Annotated in this window: 19 protein-coding genes; 16 read left to right on the plus strand and 3 right to left on the minus strand. The window is 35.1% G+C overall.

The window, feature by feature from the left end; genetic code table 11:
• Window positions 1-61 precede the first annotated feature (61 nt).
• From ACFOUY_RS19760 to ACFOUY_RS19800, 9 genes are all read left to right on the plus strand, one after another.
• The gene (locus ACFOUY_RS19760) at window positions 62-1,219 is read left to right on the plus strand and encodes a Gfo/Idh/MocA family protein (protein ID WP_378963003.1); all 1,158 of its coding nucleotides are present in this window, start codon (window positions 62-64) and stop codon (window positions 1,217-1,219) included.
• A 6-nt stretch (window positions 1,220-1,225) separates the two neighbouring features.
• Entirely contained in the window at window positions 1,226-2,278 is a 1,053-nt protein-coding gene (locus ACFOUY_RS19765; RefSeq protein WP_378963004.1) for a sugar phosphate isomerase/epimerase family protein, read from the plus strand.
• A 24-nt stretch (window positions 2,279-2,302) separates the two neighbouring features.
• The gene (locus ACFOUY_RS19770; protein ID WP_378963005.1) at window positions 2,303-2,686 is read left to right on the plus strand and encodes a c-type cytochrome; all 384 of its coding nucleotides are present in this window, start codon (window positions 2,303-2,305) and stop codon (window positions 2,684-2,686) included.
• A gap of 30 nt (window positions 2,687-2,716) precedes the next feature.
• Window positions 2,717-4,174: a Gfo/Idh/MocA family protein gene (locus tag ACFOUY_RS19775; RefSeq protein WP_378963006.1), complete on the plus strand. Its 1,458-nt coding sequence runs from the start codon at window positions 2,717-2,719 to the stop codon at window positions 4,172-4,174.
• Between the two features lie 69 nt (window positions 4,175-4,243).
• On the plus strand, window positions 4,244-4,924 hold the full coding sequence (locus tag ACFOUY_RS19780) for a 3-keto-disaccharide hydrolase (RefSeq protein ID WP_378963007.1): 681 nt from the start codon (window positions 4,244-4,246) through the stop codon (window positions 4,922-4,924).
• Window positions 4,925-5,046: 122 nt separating this feature from the next.
• Entirely contained in the window at window positions 5,047-6,282 is a 1,236-nt protein-coding gene (locus tag ACFOUY_RS19785) for a nucleoside permease (protein WP_378963008.1), read from the plus strand.
• A 2-nt stretch (window positions 6,283-6,284) separates the two neighbouring features.
• Window positions 6,285-7,178 carry a hydroxypyruvate isomerase family protein gene (locus ACFOUY_RS19790; RefSeq protein ID WP_378963009.1) on the plus strand — a complete coding sequence of 298 codons (894 nt, stop codon included), beginning with the start codon at window positions 6,285-6,287 and terminating at the stop codon, window positions 7,176-7,178.
• Window positions 7,179-7,224: 46 nt separating this feature from the next.
• Window positions 7,225-8,061 carry a sugar phosphate isomerase/epimerase family protein gene (locus ACFOUY_RS19795; protein ID WP_378963010.1) on the plus strand — a complete coding sequence of 279 codons (837 nt, stop codon included), beginning with the start codon at window positions 7,225-7,227 and terminating at the stop codon, window positions 8,059-8,061.
• A gap of 16 nt (window positions 8,062-8,077) precedes the next feature.
• Window positions 8,078-8,947, plus strand: coding sequence for a sugar phosphate isomerase/epimerase family protein (locus ACFOUY_RS19800; RefSeq protein WP_378963011.1), 870 nt, complete (start codon window positions 8,078-8,080; stop codon window positions 8,945-8,947).
• Window positions 8,948-9,055: 108 nt separating this feature from the next.
• Here the strand turns inward: ACFOUY_RS19800 and ACFOUY_RS19805 are convergent, their stop codons facing one another.
• The gene (locus tag ACFOUY_RS19805) at window positions 9,056-11,665 is read right to left on the minus strand and encodes a lamin tail domain-containing protein (RefSeq protein ID WP_378963012.1); all 2,610 of its coding nucleotides are present in this window, start codon (window positions 11,663-11,665) and stop codon (window positions 9,056-9,058) included.
• A 49-nt stretch (window positions 11,666-11,714) separates the two neighbouring features.
• Here ACFOUY_RS19805 and ACFOUY_RS19810 point away from each other — a divergent pair, with 49 nt between their 5' ends.
• Both ACFOUY_RS19810 and dacB read left to right on the plus strand, forming a co-directional pair.
• A complete protein-coding gene (locus ACFOUY_RS19810) occupies window positions 11,715-12,704 on the plus strand; it encodes an aspartate-semialdehyde dehydrogenase (protein ID WP_378963013.1) in 990 nt (329 codons plus the stop codon).
• A gap of 85 nt (window positions 12,705-12,789) precedes the next feature.
• Window positions 12,790-14,196 carry a D-alanyl-D-alanine carboxypeptidase/D-alanyl-D-alanine endopeptidase gene (gene dacB, locus ACFOUY_RS19815; protein WP_378963014.1) on the plus strand — a complete coding sequence of 469 codons (1,407 nt, stop codon included), beginning with the start codon at window positions 12,790-12,792 and terminating at the stop codon, window positions 14,194-14,196.
• 117 nt (window positions 14,197-14,313) lie between these two features.
• Here dacB and ACFOUY_RS19820 read toward each other — a convergent pair whose 3' ends face one another.
• The gene (locus ACFOUY_RS19820; protein WP_378963015.1) at window positions 14,314-16,674 is read right to left on the minus strand and encodes a mechanosensitive ion channel family protein; all 2,361 of its coding nucleotides are present in this window, start codon (window positions 16,672-16,674) and stop codon (window positions 14,314-14,316) included.
• A 149-nt stretch (window positions 16,675-16,823) separates the two neighbouring features.
• Between ACFOUY_RS19820 and ACFOUY_RS19825 the strand changes: the two genes are divergently transcribed.
• The 5 genes from ACFOUY_RS19825 (at window position 16,824) to ACFOUY_RS19845 (ending at window position 21,505) form a co-directional block, all read left to right on the plus strand.
• A complete protein-coding gene (locus tag ACFOUY_RS19825) occupies window positions 16,824-17,339 on the plus strand; it encodes a GNAT family N-acetyltransferase (RefSeq protein ID WP_378963016.1) in 516 nt (171 codons plus the stop codon).
• Entirely contained in the window at window positions 17,336-18,457 is a 1,122-nt protein-coding gene (locus ACFOUY_RS19830) for an alpha/beta hydrolase (protein ID WP_378963017.1), read from the plus strand. The genes ACFOUY_RS19825 and ACFOUY_RS19830 overlap by 4 nt, the downstream gene beginning before the upstream one ends.
• A 546-nt stretch (window positions 18,458-19,003) precedes the next feature.
• A complete protein-coding gene (eno, locus tag ACFOUY_RS19835; RefSeq protein ID WP_378963018.1) occupies window positions 19,004-20,299 on the plus strand; it encodes a phosphopyruvate hydratase in 1,296 nt (431 codons plus the stop codon).
• A gap of 166 nt (window positions 20,300-20,465) precedes the next feature.
• Complete coding sequence (locus ACFOUY_RS19840) at window positions 20,466-20,765, plus strand: FtsB family cell division protein (protein WP_378963019.1); 300 nt, start codon at window positions 20,466-20,468, stop codon at window positions 20,763-20,765.
• Between the two features lie 125 nt (window positions 20,766-20,890).
• Window positions 20,891-21,505, plus strand: coding sequence for a trimeric intracellular cation channel family protein (locus tag ACFOUY_RS19845; RefSeq protein ID WP_378963020.1), 615 nt, complete (start codon window positions 20,891-20,893; stop codon window positions 21,503-21,505).
• Between the two features lie 112 nt (window positions 21,506-21,617).
• Here the strand turns inward: ACFOUY_RS19845 and ACFOUY_RS19850 are convergent, their stop codons facing one another.
• Complete coding sequence (locus ACFOUY_RS19850; RefSeq protein ID WP_378963021.1) at window positions 21,618-23,702, minus strand: hypothetical protein; 2,085 nt, start codon at window positions 23,700-23,702, stop codon at window positions 21,618-21,620.
• Between the last annotated feature and the right edge of the window lie 160 nt (window positions 23,703-23,862).

The following is a 23,862-nucleotide window of genomic DNA, read 5'->3' on the forward strand; positions in this document are numbered from 1 at the left end:
TTTAAGGCAAAAAGGTATAACCTTTTGCCTTAAACCTTTTGGTATATATCCTCAAATCGATATGCAAAGAAAATTAAGAATGGGCATGATAGGTGGCGGCAAAGACGCCTTTATCGGCGCCGTACATCGCCTTGCAGCAAACATGGATGGTTTAATAGAACTAACCGCGGGCGCTTTAAGTGTAAATCCAGAAGTTGGTTACGAATCTGGCAAAATACTTTTCCTACCTGATAACAGAATCTACAAAAGTTACGAAGAAATGTTAAATGCAGAAAGCAAATTACCTGCTGAGGAAAGAATAGATTTTGTAACAATTGTGACTCCAAATTTTGCTCACTTTGCCCCTGCAATGTTGGCTTTAGAGCTTGGCTTTAATGTGGTTATTGAAAAACCAATGACTTTAACTTTAGAAGAAGCTAAACAGCTTAAAGCTAAAGTAGAAGAAACTGGCTTAACACTTTGTTTAACGCACACTTACTCAGGCTATCCAATGGTTAAACAAGCTAAGCAAATGGTTAGCGAAGGTGCTTTGGGTGCAATAAGAAAAATAATTGTAGAATATCCGCAAGGTTGGTTAAGCACGCTTTCTGAAAGAGAAGGAAATGCTCAGGCAGCTTGGCGTACAGATCCAGCTAAAACTGGCAAAAGTGGAAGCATGGGTGATATTGGTACTCACGCCGCTCATCTTGCTGAATATATTTCTGGATTAAAAATCGAAAAAATTTGTGCTGATTTAAATATTGTTGTTCCTGGAAGAGCAATTGACGATGACGGAAACGTTCTACTTAAATTTGATAATGGCTCAAATGGCGTTCTAATTGCGTCCCAAATCGCTGCAGGTGAAGAAAATGCCTTGAAAATTAAAATTTATGGCGAAAAAGGTGGTATGGAGTGGCATCAAATGGAACCAAATACTTTAATAGTTAAGTGGAGTAACCAACCTGCGCAAATTTACAGAACCGGAAATGGTTACATGGGTAGCTTTGCAAAACATAACACACGTACACCAGGCGGCCATCCGGAAGGCTATTTAGAAGCTTTCGCAAATATTTATAAAAATTTCGCATTAACAGTTGATGCTAAGTTAAATAATCAAAAGCCAACAGCAGAAATGCTCGATTTTCCAAATGCTGAAGATGGAATTAGAGGAATGGCATTTATTGAGAATGTTGTAAATTCCAGTAATTCTGATAAAAAATGGTGGGACTATAAAATTTAATCAACAATGACAACGATAAAAGGACCAGCAGTATTTTTAGCACAGTTTATTAGTGATGAAGCACCATTTAATTCTTTAGATAGCATTTGCCAGTGGGCAAAAGGTTTAGGCTTTAAGGGTATTCAAATGCCAACTCTTGATAGCCGTTTTATTGACTTACAAAAAGCTGCAGAAAGTAAAACCTATGCTGATGAACTAAAAGGTAAAATCGCATCATACGGATTAGAAATTACAGAACTTTCTACCCACTTGCAAGGCCAGTTGGTAGCTGTGCATCCTGCTTACGATGATTTATTTGATGCCTTTGCACCAAAAGAAGTCCACAAAAACCCGAAAGCAAGAACAGAATGGGCAATTCAGCAAATGAAATATGCGGCTAAAGCATCTCAAAATTTAGGCTTAAATGCACACGCCACTTTTAGTGGTTCATTACTTTGGCAATACTTTCATCCATGGCCGCAACGCCCAGCAGGATTAGTTGAGGAAGGTTTTGCTGAACTTGCAAAACGTTGGACACCAATTTTAAATGAATTTGATAATTCTGGGGTTGATGTTTGCTATGAAATTCATCCAGGAGAAGATTTATTTGATGGCGAAACATACGAAATGTTCTTAGCAGCGGTAAATAATCATCCTCGGGCATGCTTATTGTATGATCCATCACACTTTGTATTACAACAGCTGGATTATATTCAATACATCGATATATATCATGAAAGAATAAAAGCTTTTCATGTTAAAGATGCTGAATTTAATCCGACAGGTAAGCAAGGTACTTTTGGTGGCTATCAAAGTTGGGCAAACCGTGCAGGGCGGTATCGTTCGCCAGGCGATGGACAGGTTGATTTTAAAACCATTTTTAGTAAATTAGCTCAATACGACTTTAAAGGTTGGGCAGTTATGGAATGGGAATGCTGCATTAAAAACCAGCAAGATGGAGCACAAGAAGGTGCAGAATTTATTAAGAAAAACATTATCAATGTTACAGATAAAGCATTTGATGATTTTGCCGCATCGGGAAGCGATGCCGCATTTAACAAGAAAATTTTAGGTTTATAATACAATAACAAAACACACACACTCATGAAAAAAACATTTTTAATTTTAGGCGCTGTAGTCATTTTTATGGCGTCCTTTTCTAAAGCCGATTTAGAGAAAGAGAAAGCAGTTGCCGCAACTACTACACCAAGTAACCATGCATTTTTTCAAATGTCTGCAGGTGAAAAGCTAATTAACAAATCAGATTGTTTAGGTTGCCACAATAAAACCAATAAAATTATTGGCCCAGCTTATATAGAAGTTGCTAAAAAATACCCTAACAACGAAAAAAACGTTAATTATTTAGCTGATAAAATTATTAAAGGTGGTACTGGCGTTTGGGGTACGATGCCAATGACAGCTCATGCCACTTTGAAAAAAGAAGATGCTAAGTTGATGGCAAAGTATATTTTATCATTGAAAAAATAGATTAAAATCAGATTTAAACCCTATTGAATAATGAAAACAGAGCAAGAAAATAAAAACACGAGTAACCGCCGTGATTTTATTAAAACCAGTGCCATCGCTGCCGCTGCATTTATGATAGTTCCTCGCCATGTACTTGGTGGAAAAGGATTTTTAGCACCAAGCGATCGTTTGCTTGTTGCTAGTATTGGTGTAGGTGGTAAAGGTCAAAGTGATATTGCCATGTTCGCAAAAAGTGGCAAAGCAGATATTGCTTTCCTTTGTGATGTTGATGATCGCAGAGCAGCAAATAGCGTTAAAGCTTTCCCAAAAGCTAAATATTATAAGGATTGGAGAGAAATGCTAGATAAGGAACATAAAAATTTCGATGCCGTTTCTGTTTCAACTCCCGATCATAATCATGCCATTCAAACATTAGCAGCAATGCAATTAGGTAAGCATGTTTATGTTCAAAAACCATTAACACACGATATTTATGAAGCCAGAATTTTAACTCAGGCTGCAAAAAAATATAAGGTTGTAACTCAAATGGGTAATCAGGGTGCCTCAAATGATGGAGCCCGCCAAATGAAAGAATGGTATGAAGCGGGTTTGATTGGCGATGTACATACGGTTTATGCCTGGACTAATCGTCCGGTTTGGCCTCAAGGTATTCCCTGGCCAACAACTAAAGCCGAAATTCCAAAAGAATTAGATTGGAATTTGTGGTTAGGCACAGCTCCAGAAAAAGACTTTGTGGATAAATTAGTTCCTTTTAACTGGCGTGGATGGTGGGATTATGGAACAGGTGCATTAGGCGATATGGGCTGCCACTTAATCGAAGCGCCTTTTAGCGTACTAAATCTAAAGTATGCTAAAGAAGTAGAAGCAAGTGTTGGCTCCGTTTACGTTGATGAGTTTAAACGCGGCTATTTCCCAGAGAGTTGCCCTCCTTCTAGCCATGTAACTTTAAAATTCCCTAAAACCAATAAAACTAAAGGTGATGTAACCATGCACTGGATGGATGGTGGTATTCAACCAGAACGCCCTGAGGAATTAGAAGCCAACGAAACATTTGGCGATGGCGGTAACGGAACTTTGTTCATAGGCACAAAAGGTAAAATGATGGCCGAAACCTATAGCGCTAATCCAAAATTATTACCGTTAAGCAGAAATAAAGACATCAAAGTTCCTGAAAAGTATGCTCGTGTTAAAGGCGGTGCCGATGGGCATTACGCTCAATGGGTAGATGCTGCAATTGCAGGTTATGGTAAACAGGAAGTTAGTTCTCCTTTCGAAATTGCGGGTCCTTTAACAGAAGCATTGTTAATGGCGAATCTTGCAATTAGAAGTTTCGATATTCAAAAAACAGTTAATGGTAAAGTGACTTATCCTGGCAGATATACAAAAATGCTTTGGGATAACGATAACATGAAAGTAACCAATTTCGACGAAGCTAATCAGTATGTAAAACGAGAATATCGTAAAGGCTGGAATAATTTAACTCTTTAAAACCACTTGTCATTGCGAGGGACGAAGCAATCTATGCTTCCTCCCTCGCAATGACAATAACTCAAAAACATGAAAAGATACCTCCTTTCTGCCTGTATTTTATTGGCAGTTATTCAAATATCACAAGCCCAAAAAGGTTTCAAGCCCCTATTTGATGGAAAAACAACAACTGGCTGGCATACCTATAATAAAACCACGGTTGGTAGCGCATGGCAAGTCCAGGATGGAGCACTTCATTTAGATTTGGCTACAAAAGGAACAGATGGCGGTGGAGATTTAATTACAGATAAAGAATATGGAGACTTCCACTTAAAATACAATTGGAAAGTTGCACCAAAAGCTAATAGTGGCCTTATTTTCTATATTAACGAGGCACCAAAATACAGTGCTACCTATTCGACTGGATTAGAAATGCAGGTTCTTGACAACGACGGCCATCCAGATGGGAAAATAACAAAACACCGTGCAGGGGATTTATACGATTTAATTAAAAGTTCATCCGAACCAGTTAAACCTGTTGGAGAATGGAATTCTGCAGAAATTATCAGCAAAAAAGGTAACTTAACATTAATTTTAAATGGCGTTACCGTTGTTAAAACAACCCTTTGGAATGATAACTGGAAAACACTTATTGCAGGCAGTAAGTTTGCAACCTGGAAAGACTGGGGTACATTTAAAACCGGAAAAATTGCTTTGCAAGATCATGGCGATGAAGTTTGGTACAAAAACATTTTAATAAAAGAACTATAAAATATGGATGATGTAAGAGGTAAAATGTGAATTACAAATACTTCTTACATCATGCATCTTACATTTCACATCTTACATTCTATATCTAGTCAAGCAAAACTTATATTTAACCAAATAAACTAATGAATAGCACAACTCGCTTTAAACTCTCTTTCATGATGTTCCTGGAATTTTTTATCTGGGGAGCATGGTTTGTAACTCTTGGAACTTTCCTGGCGAACAACTTAAAAGCTTCAGGTTCTGAAACTGGAGCAGTATTCTCAACTCAGTCATGGGGCGCAATTATAGCACCTTTCATAGTCGGTTTAATTGCCGATAGATATTTTAACGCCGAAAGAATTTTAGGTGTTTTACACATTGTTGGTGCGGTTTTAATGTATCAGATGTATAACGCAAGCGATGTAAGTGTATTCTATCCATATGTTTTAGGTTATATGATTTTATTTATGCCAACGCTAGCTTTAGTAAATTCAGTTTCATTTAACCAAATGAAAGATCCTGAAAAAGAATTTGCAAACATTAGAGTTTTTGGAACAATTGGGTGGATTATCGCGGGCTTATTAATAAGCTTTGTCTTTCATTGGGATTCTCCAGAAGGAATTCAATCAGGTCTATTAAAAAACACATTTTTAATGGCTGGAATTGTGTCATTGATTTTAGGATTATTTAGTTTCACACTTCCTGCCACACCTCCAAAAGTTTCAGAAGGTGGAATAAAAGTTAAAGATATCTTAGGTTTAGATGCTTTGAAATTACTTAAGGATAAAAATTTCGCTATTTTCTTCATTTCGTCTATTTTAATCTGTATTCCATTGGCATTCTATTATCAAAATGCAGGTCTTTTCTTAGCAGATATAAAAGTTTCAAATCCAACGGGTAAAATGGCAATTGGTCAGGTTTCTGAAGCCTTATTTTTGTTAGCAATTCCTGTTTTCTTTTCTAAATATGGATTTAAGAAAACCATTTTAGTTGGTATGTTAGCTTGGGCAATTAGATATGTTCTTTTTGCATATGGAAATGCAGATAATTTAAGCTTCATGTTAATTATCGGAATTGCACTACATGGTGTATGTTACGATTTCTTTTTTGTTTCAGGTCAGATTTATACAAACTCTAAAGCTGGCGAGCAAGTTAAAAGTGCAGCGCAAGGAATTATAACACTTGCAACTTACGGTGTTGGCATGCTTATTGGCTTTATGGTAGCAGGCTCAATAACCGATATGTACAAATCTGGTGACATAACAAATTGGAAAATGGTTTGGATTATCCCGGCAGGAATTGCGGCTGTAGTATTCTTATTATTTGCTGTTTTATTTAACGATAAAACTAAAGCTGAAATAGAAACCAAGATCGCATAATTATGACTTCGAACTTAAATAGAAGAAATGCATTAAAAAACATCATAGCAGGAACCGCCGCTATTGGTGTTTCTTCTGGTTTTTCTGCATTAGCTATGGATAAAAAAGAATTACCTAAATCGGTAGATAAACTTAAAGGGAACATCAATCATTCTGTTTGCCGATGGTGTTTTAGTACTTTAGATGTTGATGCGCTTTGCACAGAAGCGAAAAAAATTGGTATAAAAGGAATCGACTTAGTTGGCCCCGGCGATTGGCCAATTCTAAAAAAGCATGGCTTAGAATCAACCATGTGTAATGGTGCCGAAATTAATTTAGTTGATGGTTTTAATGATAAAAAGTTTCATGAAACTTTAATTAAAAACTATTCGGCTATGATTCCTTTAGTTGCCGATGCTGGCTATAAAAATTTAATTTGTTTTAGCGGTAACCGTAGAGGTAAAGACGATGAAACTGGTTGGAACAACTGCGCTGAAGGTTTGAAAAAATTAATGCCATTAGCAGAAAAGCATGGTGTTGTATTAGTTATGGAGCTTTTAAACAGTAAAATTAATCATAAAGATTACCAATGCGATAAAACAGCTTGGGGTGTAGAACTTTGCAAACGTGTAGGCTCTGAAAACTTTAAATTGCTTTATGATATTTATCACATGCAAATTGATGAAGGCGATGTAATCAGAACGATAAAAGATAATCATCAATATATTGCGCATTACCACACCGCTGGCGTTCCGGGCAGAAATGAAATAGATGAAACACAAGAATTATATTATCCTGCAATAATGAAAGCTATAATAGAAACTGGCTTTAAAGGTTTTGTTGCTCAAGAATTTATTCCAAAAAACGCAGATAAGATTGCTTCCCTTAAAAAGGCAATTGCCATCTGCGACATTTAATAATTACATTATGTTATCAAGAAGAAAATTTTTAATAAATAGCAGTATGGCAACAGCGGCTGCTTTTTTAATTCCATCTTTTGCATTTGCAGCTGATGAAAAAGTAGTTGGCTTACAATTGTATTCTCTTCGCGATGATCTTCCAAAAGATGTAAAAGGCGTTATAGAAAAAGTTGCGAAAGCAGGTTTTAAAGAAGTGGAAACTTATGGTTTTTCTATTAAAGACCAATTTTGGGGATTAACACCACAAGAATTTAAAAGCATTTTAGATGCGAATGGTTTAAAAGCTGTTAGCGGACATTATGGTTTAGGAAGCTACCTTGTTGATGACAATACCGATGAATTAAAAGCAGCAATTGCTGCTGCAAAAGTTTTGGGAAGTGAATATGTTACTATTCCATGGTTAGATCAGGGTATCAGAAAAAATGCTGATGATTACAAAAAGCTGGCTATTAAAATTAATAAAGCCGGTCAAATGTGTAAAGATGCAGGAATAAGATTAGCTTACCATAATCATAATTTCGAATTTGATAGACAAGGTGATACAAATGGTTACGAAATCTTATTAACAGGAACTGATAAAAGCCTTGTCGATTTTGAATTAGATTTATACTGGGTAGTTCGCTCTGGAAGAGATCCAATAAAACTATTCAAAGAAAATCCAGAACGTTTTACCATGTGGCATGTAAAGGACATGGATAAATCGAAAAAGGAATTGAATACAGAAGTTGGAAAAGGTTCGATTAATTTCAAATCAATTTTCGCAGCTGCAAAACTTTCGGGCATGAAGCATTTCTTTGTAGAGCACGAAACTAATTATAAACCAAATCCGATCGAGTCTGTTGCTGCAAGCTGTGCATACATCAAAAAAGAGTTGATTTAGTTTAAAAACCCACAATATGAACTCTAGAAGAACATTTATAAAACAAGCCGGATTAGCTGCAAGTGCAGCACTCATAATTCCATCGTTTGCATTTGATAAAGTGACCAAAAATGTTGGTTTGCAATTGTATTCTTTGCGTAAAGAACTGCCTACCGATGTTAAAGGTATCATTGCCAAAGTTGCAGAAGCTGGATATAAAGAAGTTGAAACTTATGGTTTTTCTAACGGAAAATTCTGGGGATTAACACCAAAGGAGTTTAAAACTTTATTGAAAGATAACGGTTTAAAAGCTCCAAGTGGCCATTATGGTATGGATGAATTTAGCAAAACTGGTAAAACCGATAAGTTGAAAGCAGACATTGAATCATCGGCCGCTATTGGAGGCAAATATTTTACCATCGCTGGGGCGCATGTAGATATGGACAAAGGCGTAGATGGTTTTAAAAAAGTTGCTGACGATTTTAATAAAGTTGCCGAGCTTGCAAAAGAATCAGGTTTAAAATTCGCGTACCACAACCACGATTTTGAATTTAAAAAGCTAGGTGATACCACTGGTTATGATGTTTATTTAACAGAAACTGATAAAAATCTGGTAAACTTTGAATTAGATTTATATTGGGTAGTTCGTTCTGGAAATGACCCATTAGCTTTATTTAAAAAATATCCTGGTCGTTTCCCAATGTGGCATGTTAAAGATATGGATAAGGCTAAACCAGAATGGAACACCGAAGTTGGAAAAGGTTCTATTGATTTTAAAAGTATTTTTACAGAAGCTAAACTATCTGGAATGAAACATTTCTTTGTAGAGCATGAAACAAATTACAATCCTACTCCTATCGAATCGATAAAAACAAGTTGCGATTACATTAAAGCAAATTTGATTTAACAGTAAATTTTAGAATTTAAAAGGCAGATTTTTCAAACAAAATCTGCCTTTTATATAACCAGATAAACCGCATTTTCTAAGATTCTTCAATTGACAAAAAAATATCAACTAGTTCAATTTCCCGGCAAGAACACAGGTATTTTTAAAATGTTTTATATTTCCATTCAAATTGAAAACATCAAATAAAACGATATAAATACCCATCTTTGCTAACCTCCCATTATCATCTAAGCCATCCCAACTTATCATTCCTGATGTTCCGATGGTTTGATTTTTTAATAGTTTTTTAACCAAAATCCCTTTATCAGAATAAATATTAATGGTGGCTAAATTAGAATTTTCGCCTAGCTGATAGTCTAAAGTTAAAACATCATCAAAACCATCACCATCTGGCGAAAATGTTTTAGTTTTTAAATGAACAAAATTTTCTTCACCAGAAGACTCTACAGAATTTTTATAGGTTGGTGTTGCAAAGCCAACGGTTGCCGCAGCCGATTTGAAATTTCCTGCTGCATTTGTACTTTTTGAAAAAGATATTCTTTCTAAAGAAATGCCATCAGTGTTTTGGAGCAAAGGATCGTACATCTTTTCAGAATAATCCAATCTATCAATAGGTATTTTATTACTTAATAGTAATGTAGTGCCTTTATCATTATTATAAGCTGGCAAACTACTTATCTCTATAAAATTATCAGAATTTTCACAGAAATAATTGTTCTTAACGTTAGCAGAATTTGTTGTAATAACCCAATATGCTTTTGGTAGAATTAGTAAATTTTTAGCTGACAAATTTTTAATGCTTGCAGCGTTTCCATTTGCATCAATATCAGCTAATTGTAAATCCTTTGCATCAAGAACATGGTCGGTGTTATTATAAATTTCTACAAAATCTACACTACCAACCTTCGGGTTAAATAAGACTTCAGAAATAAGTATGTCTCCCTTATTTATTTTTTTGGCTACAAATAGTTTAGCGCTGTTGGCTCTTGGGCTTACAACATTTCCTGCACAATCGGCTACATTTGTTATGGTTAAAAGACTTTCAATTCCTCTCGGTAATTCTGTTGAAAATTGAAGTGTTGCCACATTAAAATTTGGCGATTGAATTACCACCGTTTTTGGATTTCCAATACTATTATTAATTAAGTAGTTAGATATTTGAACAGCTGTCAGGCTATCAAGCGATTTAGAAAACTCTACCTGAACAGTAACGCTATCAATTATACTTGCCGTTAGTAATTTTGGAATTTCAGAACTTATTTGAGAGCGATAAATGGAATTTTGTTTCCCAGGCGTACCACCAGAAATATCATTTGAAGCCGACCAGTTTTGAATTCCACCGCAAGCATTTTTTGGATCAATTAATTCTAAAGAGAAACCTCCCTTCCTCTTCAAATCATCTTTATACCAATTATCTGAATAAGTAACTTTATCAATTACTTTTCCTGTGTTATCGCTCAAGCTCAATATATCTTTATCATTATTTAGACTTGGCCAAGGTGATAATCCAATCGTTTTGCCATACGTTTTAAACAATGGCTCATCAGCTTTTGTGGCAAGAATTACATGTTGATTTGGCTTAATTGTATCGATTAAGAAGGTATAAATAGATGTTTGGTCGGCGTATTTCCAGCCTTGAGTTAGTATATATTCATTTGTAGTATTCCAAATTTCTACGAACTCTTTTGATGGTAAAGCTGGGCTTCCTCTCGAATTGGCAAATATTTCGTTGATAACAACATCGCCGTATTTGGCTAAATATGGTTTAATGTAGGTAAAACCTAAATTACTTTTAGATGCAATTACGTTACCTTTCTTATCCATTACGTTACTAATATTAAGCACGTAATCTCCAGAAATAAAATCTTTAGAAAAAGTTAAACGATAAACATTTAGTAATGCTGTTGAAGAAGCATTTACAGGCTCGCCATATCCATTTTCCAGAAAATAATTGTTCAAAGCTAATGCAGAATTTGTATTCAAAGCCTCAGAAAAAGTAATCTCCAAAGTATTAGCATCAATGGTAGAAATACTTTTTAGTGTAGGAGGAATCACATCAGGAACAAGTTCATCAATTACAAAATCATCAAATAAATATTGGTTATATCTCGAGGCCGTAGCATATTTGCAAAACACACCCGCATAATTTGATGCGGTAAAAGTATTATCGACTGTGCTTCCTTCCAGATTGAAGTTATTTCCACCCAAAACATCGGTATATAAATCCCACTTACCTAAAGCATCTCTGGTAACTTTTATTTTCGCGAATACGATGTTTGCACTCGCTCTTACTTTTGGTTGCCCTGTTATAATTTTGCTTGTAGAAGTACCACTTTGCTTGTATAAGTGAAACCCATCTGTGGCTCCCGTTTCTCCTATTTGAACAAAATAGCCATTTAAACTTCCTTTTAATTCTTCCTTATCAGATGTTAGGTAAATTCTGATAAAATTAGTTGTTGTAGGGTCGAAATTTAGCTGCACCAAAAATTGCCACCTCGCATTTAAACCTAACTGATTCCCTGTAGATAAGGAAATTGTTTGGTTTGCAAGCTGTTGCCCTTTCGATTGTAATTGTTTCAGCGTATTAATCTGAAAGTAATTTACATCACCGTTCCAAAGCGGATTTTGAGAGAAATCGCCTTCAGAAAATGAATCTGAAATTTGGGAAAATGCAATTTTAGAAAATAACAATAGGGATATAAGCAGAATTTTCTTCATATTTGGGCTTATATCAAATGTTTAATAAATATAATAATTAAAATTTAAAATGAAAGTAGCAGTAGTAGGTGCAACCGGCTTGGTAGGCACCGTAATGTTAAAAGTATTGGAGGAAAGAAATTTCCCTTTAACAGAGTTAATTCCCGTAGCATCAGAAAAGAGCGTTGGTAAGGAAATTACTTTTAAGGGTAAGAAGTTCCCAATCGTTAGCATGGATACTGCAATTGGCATGAGACCAGACATCGCTTTGTTCTCTGCTGGTGGAAATACTTCATTAGAGCATGCACCACGATTCAAAGAAGCAGGTACAACCGTTATCGATAATTCTTCGGCTTGGAGAATGGATCCATCTATTAAGTTAATCGTTCCTGAGGTTAATGCTCATGAGCTTTCTATTGATAATAAAATTATTGCTAACCCGAACTGTTCTACTATTCAAATGGTAGTGGTTTTAAAACCTTTACACGATAAATATAAAATTAAACGTGTGGTGGTTTCTACTTACCAATCGGTTACTGGTACGGGTGTTAAAGCCGTAGAGCAATTGATGAACGAGCGTAAAGGCATTGATGGCCCAAAAGCTTATCCTTACGAAATTGATTTAAATGTTCTTCCTCATATCGATGTTTTTATGGAAAACGGATATACGAAAGAAGAAATGAAAATGGTTAAAGAAACGAACAAAATTATGAGCGATGACAGCATTAAAGTTACCGCAACTACAGTTCGTATCCCGGTAATGGGCGGTCACTCTGAATCGGTTAACATCGAATTTGAAAATGATTTCGATTTAGCTGAGGTTCGTAGTATTTTAGAAAAATCGCCAGGTATTATCGTTGTTGATGACGTAGCGAATTTAAAATACCCAATGCCAAAAGATGCACATGAAAAAGACGAGGTTTTTGTTGGTCGTATTCGTAGAGATGAATCGGCACCTAAAGCTTTAAACCTTTGGATTGTTGCTGATAACTTACGCAAAGGGGCTGCAACTAATGCAGTTCAAATTGCAGAATATTTAATCCAAAAAGAATTGGTTTAATTTAATAAAACTTTAAGTTTTGAATATATATGAAAGTGATGTGTTTGTTACACATCACTTTTTTTATTTCCTTTAATTTTGCCCTATGAAGTTTTTAAAAATCAGCATTCTATTCCTCTTCTTATCGATTAACTGTTTCGCTCAAAACCGCATTCAAAATATCGAAAAAGCTTTTAATAATTTACTGGCGGATGAACAGGCAAAACATGCAATAAGTTCGCTTTGCGTTTTAGATGCTAATACTGGAAAAGTGTTATTTGCCAAAAACGAGCAGATTGGTTTGGCCACAGCATCAACCTTAAAAACCATTACTGCAGCCACAGCATTTAGCATTTTAGGGAAAGATTTTCAGTTTCAAACCACATTAGCTTACTCTGGAAACATTTCAGCTGATGGAACTTTAAAAGGAAATTTAATCATTATTGGTAGCGGCGACCCAACTTTAGGTTCTTGGCGTTATCAAAACAAAGAAAACGCAGTTTTAACCCAATGGGTTTCGGCTATAAAAGCTGCTGGTATTAAAAAAATAGAAGGCTCAATTATTGGCGATGATAGCATATTTGGAACCCAAACTACCCCTGAAGGTTGGGTTTGGCAAGATATAGGAAATTATTATGGTGCCGGAACTTCAGGCTTAGCCTGGAGAGAAAATCAATTTGATATTCAATTACGCCCTGGTGCAAGCACTGCCGATGGTGTGAAAGTGGTGAAAACTGTGCCAGAGACCCCATATATTCAAATTCAGAATGAGTTAAAAACCGGCGCATCTGGCACTGGTGATAGAAGTTACGCTTTTCTTCCACCTTATAGTAGCATTGCTTATTTACGTGGCAGCTGGGGAATGGGAATTGGCAAGAATGGTATTTCGGTTGCCCTACCCGACCCGGCTTTTGATTGTGCTTATCGTTTACAAGATACGCTGAAAAGATTAGGCGTTCAAACCACTCAACAAGCTACAACTGCTAGGTTATTGGAATTGAATAAACAAACAATGCCTGTAATTACGCAAAAAATTAGCACCATCAGTTCACCGACTCTAAGCGAGATTACTTACTGGTTTTTAAAGAAAAGTATAAATCTTTATGGCGAAACTTTATTGAAAACCATTGCTTTAAAATCTGGCAAGGCTCCAACTACCGCCAAAGGCGCAGAAACTGAAATTAATTTCTGGGCTGCTAAAGGCATCGATAAATCTGCATTAAATATTATCGATGGCAGCGGACTTTCGCCTGGTGATAGAATTACCACTTTGGCAATGGCTAGTGTATTGTTTCAAATCCAAAAAGAAAACTGGTTTCCAGATTTTTATAAAGGTTTGCCAGAATATAATGGTATGAAAATTAAAAGTGGAACCATTAATGATGTTTCAGCGTTTGCTGGTTATCACACTGATTCAGCAGGAAATAAATATGTTGTTGTGTTAAATATTAACAATTACAGCGGTAGCGGAATTAACAAAAAATTGTTTCGAGTTTTGGATGAACTGAAATAACCTAATAAGGATAAAGATTGTTCCTCGCTGCCTGCGTTAACGATGGAAGCGGCATACTTTTTGGCTTTTTCTGCCAAAAAGATACAGCGAACAGCGTGTTAAAACGCCCAACTAAATTTAGCTTAACGGTCTAACCTGCAAATTAATTCCTGCCTCCGTTAAAACGGTTTTAACATCGTTCATGGCTTCGGTACGCACCTCACCAGCTATGGATAAATCTGCAACCCACAATAAAGTTCGAATGCTTATTGCATATTCACCAAAATCCTGAAGAATAATTACCGGCCTAGGTATTGGCAAAACTTTTTCGTTTTTTGCCAGCTTATCGGCTATTAATTTACGGGCAATTTCAATATCTGTATCGTAAGGAACACTGATGTTAAATTCTACACGTTTACTTCTATCTTGCATGGTCCAGTTGATTAAATGCTGCGAAAGTAAATCGCCATTTGGCACAATAATATCTGAACCCTCAGCACTGTGAATTTTACTCGAACGCACACCAATTTCTTTAACTACACCCGATTTTGTTCCTATTTCTATTTGGTCGCCGATTTGAATTGGTCGCTCGAAAGCAATAATAACACCTGAAACCAAGTTATTTACAATATTTTGCAAACCAAAACCGATACCAACGCCCAAAGCACCAAGCATAATCGAAAGTTTATCAATCGGAATACCAGCAGCAGCTACAGCTATAAAAAAACCGACAGTCCAAATGGCTAAGCGAATAAGCAACATCATAGAATTTAATCCGCTTCTTTTCCCACCTGAAACTGCTTTTTCATGACCGAAGAAGAAACTAATAAAACTAGAAATGATTGACGAAAGCCATATTATGCAGATAAATATCGCAATGCTTGCAAAAGTAAACTTGTAGCTGCCAATGCTTCTAATTTCGTTAAAGAAGTTAGAAGTAGAGGTTGTGAGCAAATCGTACAAAGTGATATTCCTAACAAAAGACACAAAAAACACAACAGATGCTATTACCCACAGATAACGTTGCAGACGAAATTGCAATTCTTTATAATTGATAAAATCGGAAAAACGACTCGATTGATACGCTTCAGTTTGTAAATAAATTGCCTCTAAAACCATTGTACAAAAAACCTTTAGCGTAATGCCAAGCATTAAACATTGTACGGCACTAACGCCAAATATTTTAGCAAGCGATAATCTCCCGGTAAGGTTAAATATAAGTGATAGCGATACCTGAACAATAGTAAAAACGACTAATGCTTTTGTAGCTGGAGATGCTTCTAAACCGACAAAAAGTTTCGTTTTATTTTGAATGATTTTTACGCATAAAAAGATAAGTAATATTCCGGCGATAAAAAGCCACCAACGTTCTCCGAAAGCAGAATCTAACAAAATATCATCCACTACGTAGAAAACCCATAGAGCAACCAATGAAAACCAAATAAACTTGGATTCTTTTGTTAAAAATGGCTGGATTAAAAAGCACAATGCTGCAATTCGAAAAATCTCGATCGTGTGTAGCAGCGACATTGTTGGGTTGGCAAAAAGAAAAGGGAGGTAAGTAAAAAACGCAAAAATTGAACTCGCTAAAACACTTCTTTTCAGAAAATTTACTTGCGCTAAAATACTTTCTACATCCTCTAATTTTTTCACTCTTCGCATGTTCGAAATCATCCATGCGGTTAATAATCCGAAAATAAGAAGGCTTAGAATTATAACTGATATTTTGCCTCCTAAATAGATTATCAAAATTCTACCAGAGCGTTCGAATGCTTTTACAACGATTTCAAATAATGAACTTTCGTATTGACTTGGTTTTGCTTTAAATAATGGAGCCTCTTCTTGCGACCACATATTTATCTTCTTAGAAATGGATAAATAAACCATATCAGATGAAAGATTTTTAGTCTGCAAAAGGTTTACCGAAATTCTACTACTTAATAAGTTAATTTTTGCAAGAACTTTCTTTTCGGCTAGGTTTAGTTTATTACCATCAGCTAAAATTTCTACTAATTGCGTTTTTAAGGTAGAATCAGCAACGTTACATCTAAGCGTCTTATCATTGAGCATTTTATTTAAATCTGCATTGCTTTTATTTAATTGGCTAACATATTCTTTCAGCGTTGCTTTATAACTTTGCAAATTATCTGAAACCTCCGATAGCATAATTACAGCACTATTAAGGCTACGCAAATTCATGTTTGTACCATTCTTTTCAAATCGGGTTTTAAAGCCTTTTACCTTTTTGATGATATCGGGCATTGTTTTTTCGATACGGGAAACATCGTAACCGCGTTGCAAAAGAAATTTATCTCTATCTATTTTGAAATTATAAGTTTCGATTTTTGTAACTAGAAAAGGAATTTGAGACTCATCGAGCAACTTAACTGGTTTACTAGCAATAGAATCTTTCTTTTGCGCTGATACTTGAACAAAACTTAAAATTAATATAGTTAATAAAGCAGCAAAACTACTTCTAGCGAAACCAGATAAAGACATATTTATATTTTTCTATAAATTTAAGGTATAGACAGCAATATTACGGATGGGTTTGAATAAGGAATAGCAAAATTAAAATTTATAATGTATAAATTTTAATTTTAACAGTTTACAAAGATTAAATACCTTGCAATTATACACCTTAGCTTATGCAGTTTACTTTACGCCCATTCGAATTTACAGATGTTGATTCTTTGGTAAAATATGCCAACAACTTAAAAATAGCCAAAAACTTAACCAATAAATTTCCTTATCCATATTTAAAATTAGATGGAGAAAAATTTATCGAATTAGCATTAAGTCATCAACCACTGCAAATTAAAGCAATTGTAGTTAAAAATGAGGTTGCAGGCTCAATCGGTGTTCATCCTTTGGCAGATATTTATGCTAAAAATGCGGAGTTAGGTTATTGGATTGCTGAACCATTCTGGGGAAATGGAATTGCTCCGTTAGCCGTAAGAGAAATGCTAAAATATGGTTTTGAAACTTTCGATATTGAAAGGATTTTCGCCAGAACTTCTCATGTAAATTTACAGTCACAACAGGTACTCAAAAAAGTTGGTTTTGTTTTCGAAGCAGAATTGAAAGCTACTATTTTTAAATGTGGTGAGTACTTTGATGAATTAATTTTTGGATATAGGAAAAATCAACTTGATAAATTATGATAAAATTACTGAGCTTTCTTTGTTTATGTCCTTACATTTTAGCCGCCCAAATTAAGGTTGATATTATTGTTCATATTCCTAAAACAACTTCTGACAGCATATTTATCGCCGGAAATTTTAACGATTGGAATGCAAAAAATACTGCTTTCAATTTTAAACAGAAAGATAGTCTAACTTATTTTATCCAATTAAATTTACCCAAGGGCAATCAGGAATTTAAAATTACACGTGGCAGCTGGGATAAGGCAGAATCTAAAAATGATGGCAAACCCACCACTAACCGAATGGTAAATCTGAGTGTTGATACCGTATTGAATTTAAGTGTTACCGAGTGGAGTGATAACTTTAAGCAGGTAAAAGAAAATTACCAACATGGAGTTCGTGTGCACATTGTTGATTCTGCGTTTTTAATGCCACAATTGGATAAAAACCGTCGGGTTTGGATTTATTTGCCGAAAGATTATTCGAAATCGAAGAAGAAGTATCCGGTAATTTATATGCATGATGGTCAAAATTTATTTCATGCAAATCCACCAAGAGTTAACGAATGGGCTGTTGATTCGGTAATGGATAGTTTAATTGCACTTGGTGGAAAAGAAATGATTATTGTAGGTATCGACCATGGAGGCAAAGACCGTTTAAAAGAATACAATCCTTATGATAGCAAGTACGGAAAAGGCGAAGGAAAAGCTTATGTTTCTTTCTTGGTAGAAACCTTAAAACCATTTATCGACTCGAAATACAGAACGTTGAAAGACGCCAAAAATACTTCAATTGCAGGAAGCTCAATGGGAGGTTTAATTTCTATGTATGCAATAGCAACCTATCCAAATGTTTTTGGTTCGGCAGGGGTTTTTAGTCCGGCATTTTGGATAGCGCCTAAAATTGATAATGATGTTACTGAAGCTTTGGCGACGTTAAAAAACAGCAAGTTATTTTTTGTAGCTGGCAATAAAGAGGGAACAGAAATGATTAATGATATGAAAAAGATTTATTTTATTTTAAATCCTGATGGAAAAAATAAAAATATAAAGCTTTTAGAAAAACCTGATGGAAAGCACACTGAATGGTTTTGGCATCGGGAGTTTGTTCCATTTTATAAGTTTATTGCTCAATAGTTCACCGTTGACTGAGTCAACGGCAATGAAATGCAAATTGCTTACACATAGCATTGCTTTCAGTTTTAGGATGGAGGAATTACATAAGAAATTCATTAAGGGCAAAGGCAAGAAATTCAAATTGTTTAGGTTCATTGCCTTCATTTGCAACTGATGAAATTTTGAATTCATTAGTTATCTCCCGCCATGTTTTTTAAGGTTGATGTTTTTTTCGTCTCAAGAATTACAGAATGATTTTATCTAAACCAGAATTTGAGTAGATACTTTTTTATTGTAGCAACCATGAATATTCTGTAATGCTTGACAGCATCTTTAAAAAAGATTGCAACAAAAGCGGGATTGCTTAACCCTAAAACCACTGCATTTACTTTACCAAATATCAATATTAAGAGAAAATTATGTTGTAGTTAAACTTGCATCAGCATCGTAACATTAACGCCTGAATCTCTTTATTTATTTAAAAATTATATTAACTTTGATGTTGCGCTTAGTAATTGTACTTTATACACTAAGCGGATTAAAAATCAACAAAAAAATCAAATAGAAATGAGCATAATTGTTAATGTCCATGCCAGACAAATCCTCGATTCGAGAGGCAACCCAACAGTAGAAGTAGAAGTAGTTACAGAAGCAGGCGCTTTTGGCCGTGCAGCTGTACCAAGTGGTGCATCTACCGGACAATATGAGGCTGTTGAATTACGTGACGGAGATAAATCTACATATTTAGGTAAAGGCGTTTTAAAAGCTGTAGAAAATGTAAATACTAAAATTGCTGATGCATTAAGAGGTATTGATGTTTTTGAGCAAAACGCAATTGATAAATTAATGATAGAACTTGATGGTACCGAAAACAAAGGTAACTTAGGTGCTAATGCAATTTTAGGCGTTTCTTTAGCTGTTGCTAAAGCTGCTGCTGATGAAATTGGTCAACCTTTATACCGTTACATCGGTGGTGTTAACGCGAATACTTTACCAATTCCAATGATGAATATCATCAACGGTGGTTCTCATTCTGATGCGCCTATCGCATTTCAAGAGTTTATGATTATGCCCGTTGGTGCGCCTTCTTTCTCTGAGGCTTTACGTTGGGGAACTGAAGTTTTTCATAGCTTGAAGAAAATTCTTCATGATAGAGGTTTATCTACTGCTGTAGGTGATGAAGGTGGTTTCGCTCCAACTTTCGATGGTACTGAAGATGCAATTGAAACAGTTTTAAAAGCAATTGAAACTGCTGGATACAAACCGGGTTCTCAAATTTGTTTAGCTTTAGATTGTGCATCATCTGAGTTTTATAAAGATGGTAAATACGATTATACTAAATTTGAAGGTGCTACTGGTGTGATTCGTTCTAGCGAAGAGCAAGCACAATATTTAGCTGATCTTTCTGCAAAATATCCAATCATCTCTATTGAAGATGGTATGGACGAAAACGACTGGACTGGATGGAAAAGCTTAACTGATAAAGTTGGTGACCGTGTTCAATTAGTTGGTGACGATTTATTTGTTACTAATGTTACGCGTTTACAACGTGGTATTGATGAAAATACAGCGAACTCTATCTTAGTAAAAGTTAACCAAATTGGTTCTTTAACGGAAACAATTAATGCGGTTACTTTAGCTCAAAACAGTGGCTATACTTCAGTAATGAGTCACCGCTCTGGCGAAACAGAAGATGTTACTATTGCTGATTTAGCGGTTGCTTTAAATTGTGGTCAGATTAAAACTGGTTCTGCATCTCGTTCAGATAGAATTGCAAAATACAATCAATTATTACGTATAGAAGAAGAATTAGGCGAGAATGCTCGTTTCATTGGTTCGAAATTCAAATACGCTAAAAAATAAACCCCTAAAATCCTCTAAAGGGGACTAAGGAAAATGCCAAAAAAGCCCCTTTAGGGGTTTGGAGTGTTAACAAGTTGAAAAACTTATTTGGAGAACATCCGGAGATTTTAAATCTTCGGATGTTTTTATTTACATTTACTTCGTACTGACGATTTTTCAAAAAAATATGAAACGTTTAATAGACCTTTTCCGTAATAAATATTTTCTGGCAACAGTTGCATTTGCATTATGGATGTTGTTTTTCGATAAAAACGATATGATGTCGCAGTATGAATACCGCAGTCAGGCGAATAAATTGCAGGAAGAAAAAGAGTACTTCGAAAAAGAAACGGCTCAAGTTAAAAAAGATTTAAACGAACTCAATACCAATCTAAATACCGCTGAAAAGTTTGCACGTGAAAAATACTTCATGAAAAAAGATAACGAAGATGTTTTTGTTATTATTCACGAAGAAAAGAAAGACTAGTTAGTTTTCAGTTAGCAGTTTTCAGTTAATAGTTAACAGCTTTAAACAACTTAATCCCGTTGTAAAGTTAACCGATTTAACAATTAAGCAATTGAAACAATCTTAAACCGTTAACCATCTCCCTCATGCTCCACATTTTATACATCATTGCTATTACTGCGGAGGCTATGACTGCCGCACTTTCTGCAGGTCGTAGAGATATGGATTGGGTGGGCGTATGTATTATTGCCTGGGTTACCGCATTAGGTGGAGGAACAGTGAGAAATGTTTTGTTTGGTCATTACCCAATGAGCTGGGTAGAACACCCAGAATATTTGATTATAACTGCTGGTGCAGCATTATTAGCTGCTTTTATCGCATCCATCATGACTAAGCTTAAAAAACTTTTTCTTTATCTTGATGCCCTCGGTTTAGTCGTTTTCACAATAATTGGTTGTCAGGTTGCACAACAGATTCACTTATCTCCGTTGATTGTTTTATTTAGCGGCATGATTACTGGTTGTGCAGGCGGAGTTTTGCGTGATGTGTTATGTAATGAAGTTCCATTCTTATTTCGTAAAGAGATTTATGCAAGTGCAGCAATCGTTACTGGTACTGTTTATATAGGCGTTGAACATTTTCAGGGCTCAGAACTATTGGCTACCATTTTAGCCGCAATAGTTGGCTTAGCTTTAAGATTACTTTCGATAAAATATGAATGGCAAATGCCGAAGTTTGTGTATAGAGATGAATGGCATTGAGAGATAGAAAACGGATGAGGGAAGATGGAAAATCGTAGCGATTATCCAAAAATATATCATACTTACACAGGTTTCTCAATCACTCATTTTACCTCTTTACATATTACATCAATTATAACTCCCCATTTCTCTTCCTTAAAAACCACTCAATACTCAATAAAATCAAGATTAATACGAATAACCATTTCATGTTAATCAGTTCATCATATTTTCGGTCTTCGTAACTAATGGTTTTGATGTTTTCGTTTTTAAGAATTTCATCTGCAATTTTCGATAAATCTGCAGGCATAAAAAGTTTACCATTACTTTGTTTAGAGATGGTATTCAATAACTGATGATTTGCCGTAGTTTGCTGATATTCAGCTATTAAAGCATTTACATAAAAACTCCCCGATGCTGTAAATTTCTTTCCACCTAAAGTAGTATTTGCATTATAACTGTAATTTCCTGCTGCCATTGTTCCGCCATCAAGCTGATAGGCATTTTCCGTTTTAGAAAAAGTATAATTAAAAATTTTGCCAGCCTCGTTTTTAACCTGCAAATTTACTTCTGGTTCATTTACCGCTTGGTAACTTTCATTGTAAAGTGTTCCATTAAATTGAATAGCCTCATTTTCATCATAAGCTGATTTAGAGGTAAAAACTTTAAATCTTCGTTTATCATCCTTTACCGAAAGATATTGAACAGTTTTAGAAATCAAATTATCTAAACTCGATTGAGCAACCTCATTTTCAGCCTCTGATAATTTCCAGCGCCATAAGCCCTCTCCCATCAAATAACCTGCCTTTAAACCACTATCATTAGTAAAGAATAGCAATGGCTGCTGCGTGATAATTTTCCCAATACGCTGATTAAAAACCGGGGTTGCGCTCGCATTTACTGTCAATCTTCCAAAAGGCGTAAGCAAAGGGTCGAAACTGGAAAATACTTTTTTATCTACTTCTGTTAGATTAAAACTAGTAAAGCCATTTGCAAAATCAGGATAAACTTCCTGAACTGAGCCATTAGCGGAACTTAAATTTACCTGATTTTGAATCTGATTAAAAGAATTAACGCCACTTTGAGCACCCAAAATATACCAGATTGGCTTTTTTAAATTTAGTACTTTCTGAACGAAATCGGCAGAAGCATTTTGTGCATCTGGCAATTGATAAAGAACAATCAAATCAAATTTATTGGGGTCGATTGAATTCAAATCATCAGCCAAGGCTAGTTTTGCTTCATAATGTTTATTTAAGGAAATGGCTTCTTTTAAAACGCCTAAATCCGGATGTGGTGAAACAGCTGCCAGTAATACTTTTTGTCGGCCATCAATTACTTCTACATAAATAGTTTGTGAGTTATTTTTGGTTGTGATTTCGTTAGGCAATGCACCTAAAGAAACCGTATATTTTTGAATTCCTATTTTACCGGCATGTAACTTAACAGGAACGGTTTTTACAAAAGAACTTCCGTTGATGGCAATACTTTGCTGTTCTACCCTAGTCCCATTTTGCGAAACCATTAAGTTTGCCTGCTCTCCGTTACTTTGAAAAGCTTGAATTTGCACTTCAACAGTAAAGTCATCATCCAGATAAACGATATTATTGTAGTTAATATTCGAAATTAAAATATCTCTTTTAGGGATGCTATCACCTAAAGCTACCGTATAAACTGGCGTATTAATTTGGTTAATACTATATAAAGGATTCCCACCGTGATTAAAAATTCCATCGGTAGCTAAAACAATTGCACCAACATTTCTATTGGTATATTCATCTTTTATCTTTTGGAAGAAAGCAGATGCATCTGTTAATTTTCCATTGTTTTTGAAATCTAAGCCATCATTTACTTTATCAGAGAAATTATAGGTTTTAACTTCGTATTTATCTGATAATTTATCTTGTAATGATTTTAGGTTTTGCTCATAAAGTTTCTGGTTGAAACCTGCTGATTTTACCTGCCCTACTGATAAAGAATTATCTTGCCCAATGATGATTACAGGCTTATCTAAAGTATAATTTAAGGTTCGAATAAGCGGAGCAAACAATAGCCAAGCAATAGAGGCAACCGCTATAAATCTTAATCCAGCTAATCCAAATTGCAGATTTTTATCTAAATTTTTATTTTTTCTATAAAGCAACCAAGCGTAGATTGCTCCCAATGTCAAACACCCCAGAAAAGATAAAATAGAAGTAGCGGAAAAAAAACTGTTCATACTTTTATAAAGATGTGAATTTCGATTTATTTAACCGCAAAGAATACAAAGAATTTCAGGGTCAACGCATAAAATTTTCTAAAATTCGTTGTGTTATCCACAAAATGTTAATTTCTGCCTAAGAACTTTTTTATTTTAAAGGCCTGGTTTCATATAGCTT

The sequence above is a fragment of the Pedobacter jamesrossensis genome (assembly GCF_042650905.1).
Taxonomy (GTDB): Bacteria; Bacteroidota; Bacteroidia; order Sphingobacteriales; family Sphingobacteriaceae; genus Pedobacter; species Pedobacter jamesrossensis.

What these genes read in the sequence shown, in the direction of transcription:
- ACFOUY_RS19765 (WP_378963004.1), top strand. Translation starts at nt 1,226, where the DNA reads ATGACAACGATAAAAGGACCAGCAGTATTTTTAGCACAGTTTATTAGT.
- dacB (WP_378963014.1), top strand. Translation starts at nt 12,790, where the DNA reads ATGAAGTTTTTAAAAATCAGCATTCTATTCCTCTTCTTATCGATTAAC.
- ACFOUY_RS19770 (WP_378963005.1), top strand. Translation starts at nt 2,303, where the DNA reads ATGAAAAAAACATTTTTAATTTTAGGCGCTGTAGTCATTTTTATGGCG.
- ACFOUY_RS19800 (WP_378963011.1), top strand. Translation starts at nt 8,078, where the DNA reads ATGAACTCTAGAAGAACATTTATAAAACAAGCCGGATTAGCTGCAAGT.
- ACFOUY_RS19795 (WP_378963010.1), top strand. Translation starts at nt 7,225, where the DNA reads ATGGCAACAGCGGCTGCTTTTTTAATTCCATCTTTTGCATTTGCAGCT.
- ACFOUY_RS19775 (WP_378963006.1), top strand. Translation starts at nt 2,717, where the DNA reads ATGAAAACAGAGCAAGAAAATAAAAACACGAGTAACCGCCGTGATTTT.
- ACFOUY_RS19780 (WP_378963007.1), top strand. Translation starts at nt 4,244, where the DNA reads ATGAAAAGATACCTCCTTTCTGCCTGTATTTTATTGGCAGTTATTCAA.
- ACFOUY_RS19805 (WP_378963012.1), bottom strand. Translation starts at nt 11,665, where the DNA reads ATGAAGAAAATTCTGCTTATATCCCTATTGTTATTTTCTAAAATTGCA.
- ACFOUY_RS19810 (WP_378963013.1), top strand. Translation starts at nt 11,715, where the DNA reads ATGAAAGTAGCAGTAGTAGGTGCAACCGGCTTGGTAGGCACCGTAATG.
- ACFOUY_RS19845 (WP_378963020.1), top strand. Translation starts at nt 20,891, where the DNA reads ATGCTCCACATTTTATACATCATTGCTATTACTGCGGAGGCTATGACT.
- eno (WP_378963018.1), top strand. Translation starts at nt 19,004, where the DNA reads ATGAGCATAATTGTTAATGTCCATGCCAGACAAATCCTCGATTCGAGA.
- ACFOUY_RS19830 (WP_378963017.1), top strand. Translation starts at nt 17,336, where the DNA reads ATGATAAAATTACTGAGCTTTCTTTGTTTATGTCCTTACATTTTAGCC.
- ACFOUY_RS19785 (WP_378963008.1), top strand. Translation starts at nt 5,047, where the DNA reads ATGAATAGCACAACTCGCTTTAAACTCTCTTTCATGATGTTCCTGGAA.
- ACFOUY_RS19840 (WP_378963019.1), top strand. Translation starts at nt 20,466, where the DNA reads ATGAAACGTTTAATAGACCTTTTCCGTAATAAATATTTTCTGGCAACA.
- ACFOUY_RS19825 (WP_378963016.1), top strand. Translation starts at nt 16,824, where the DNA reads ATGCAGTTTACTTTACGCCCATTCGAATTTACAGATGTTGATTCTTTG.
- ACFOUY_RS19850 (WP_378963021.1), bottom strand. Translation starts at nt 23,702, where the DNA reads ATGAACAGTTTTTTTTCCGCTACTTCTATTTTATCTTTTCTGGGGTGT.
- ACFOUY_RS19790 (WP_378963009.1), top strand. Translation starts at nt 6,285, where the DNA reads ATGACTTCGAACTTAAATAGAAGAAATGCATTAAAAAACATCATAGCA.
- ACFOUY_RS19820 (WP_378963015.1), bottom strand. Translation starts at nt 16,674, where the DNA reads ATGTCTTTATCTGGTTTCGCTAGAAGTAGTTTTGCTGCTTTATTAACT.
- ACFOUY_RS19760 (WP_378963003.1), top strand. Translation starts at nt 62, where the DNA reads ATGCAAAGAAAATTAAGAATGGGCATGATAGGTGGCGGCAAAGACGCC.